Genomic DNA, 1,430 nt, shown 5'->3' with positions numbered 1-1,430 from the left:
TCCAGGGGTGTTGGCGCTGGCTGTGGCCCAGGCATGCTGGACGGCGCGGATTTCGGCGTCGGTGGGCTGAGCTGGGTCGGCCGGGGAAAACCTGGCGGCGATCACGGTGCGGCGGAGCTTGGCGGTCATGTCGGCGAAGGACGGCTCGGTCTTGGTGACGTACCACGGTGAGCGGCGCCGGCGCTCGGCCACGTCGGCGGGGTGGTGGCCGTGGAGGGTGTACCAGATGACCGTGATCGTGTAGCAGTACAGGGCGAAGGGGACGGTCCGCTCGACCGCGTGGCGCACGCGGCTGCGGGCCTGTCCGGCGCCCAGGTGCTCGCGGGCTTCGGCGAAGGTCACTTCGATGGCCCAGCGCCAGGCGTATCGGGTCACCAGTCGGGCAGCGGGCGTGTCGAGATCGGTGGTGACCAGCGTGAGCATCGGCTTTCCGGTGTCCGCGTCGGCCTCCCGGACGAGCAGGACGCGGACCGTCTGGGTGTGCAGCGATCCGTACCACAGGCAGCGGATCTCGGCGATCAGAGCTGTCTCGTGGCGGTGGTAGCGGTGCACGGCGGCCGGGCGGAAGAGCGCACGCCTGGCCAGGTCGGTGACGGTGCCCAGGCGGTCGCCCTTGAGGCGGGGACGGCCCCGGCGTCCGGTCTTCGGCGGGGCGAGATCGTAGAGGACGGCGCTCGATGGCAGCCGGGTGGTGAGCGTGACCTGCGCGGGCAGGTGCCGCAGGGCCCGTCCGTGGTAGGCGGCGTCCGCGACCACGTGCAGCCGGCGTCGGCCGTGACAGGCCGCGAGCGTGCGGATCATCGCCGCGGCGAGCTCGATCTTCGTCTTCTCTGTGCCGGGCCGCCACAGCCGGCACATCACCGGCAGGCACACCGGCCTCGACAGGAACGGCAGTTGGACGATCAGTCCCAGGACGACGAAGCAGGTGCCGCGGCCCACCGGTTTCGGGCCCCTGGCGGCCCCGTCGTGCTGCCAGGCGGCCCCGAACACCTTCTTCCCCGACCGTTTGAACAGCGTGTCGTCCACCGCCGCGATCAGCGGCGCGTCCTGGGCCAGCAGCAGCCGCGCGATCACGTGCGAGAGCACGATGCCCACGAGGAACGGATCCCAGGCGGCGCGGGAGAAGAAGGAGTGCGCACGGTCGTGCGGCCACAGGCGCTCCAGGCCGGCCCCACTCAGCATCCCCGTCACCGTCCGGCGGCCGGTCTGCGCGATCAACCCCGTGACCAGGCCCGTGAACGTCACGAACGTCGGCGCGGTGAAACAGCCCTTCACCTTCTCCAACACGGCCAGCAGCGACGGCGGTACCGTCGGAGCAGGAAGCATCGGCGGACCTCCTCACCGAGGGATATGACACCGCCGATGCTTCTCCCATCTCCTCACGCCCGCCGCCGACTTGGCCAATCCCGCCCGGCCTGCAACCCCACACG

Annotated in this window: 1 protein-coding gene; it reads right to left on the bottom strand. The window is 71.2% G+C overall.

Features of this window, described 5'->3' with window-relative positions:
* The coding region (locus tag ACLHRZ_RS42455) for an IS701 family transposase (protein WP_490423992.1) at nucleotides 1-1,326 on the bottom strand (1,326 nt) is incomplete at its 3' end.
* Nucleotides 1,327-1,430: the final 104 nt, after the last annotated feature.

This window comes from Streptomyces sp. AM25, assembly GCF_058146165.1.
This window is presented reverse-complemented; position numbering and strand designations above follow the sequence as displayed.